The following is a 223-nucleotide window of genomic DNA, read 5'->3' on the forward strand; positions in this document are numbered from 1 at the left end:
TGAATCATGCGATTCATGTTGTTATCCGGTATTAGCACCTGTTTCCAAGTGGTATCCCAGTCTTTAGGGCAGATTGCCCACGTGTTACTCACCCATCCGCCGCTAGCGTCCAACAAATCATCCCGAAGGAATCTTTGAATTCAGCTCGCTCGACTTGCATGTATTAGGCACGCCGCCAGCGTTCGTCCTGAGCCAGGATCAAACTCTCAATTTGAAAATTGAG

1 rRNA gene is annotated in these 223 nt (G+C 48.4%); it reads right to left on the bottom strand.

Annotation, left to right across the window (positions count from 1 at the left end):
* Positions 1–214: ribosomal RNA gene (locus tag ACLUXO_RS10460) — 16S ribosomal RNA — on the bottom strand; the annotation flags it as partial.
* Positions 215–223: the final 9 nt, after the last annotated feature.

Source organism: Lactobacillus delbrueckii subsp. bulgaricus, assembly GCF_046938665.1.
Taxonomy (GTDB): domain Bacteria; phylum Bacillota; class Bacilli; order Lactobacillales; family Lactobacillaceae; genus Lactobacillus; species Lactobacillus delbrueckii_C.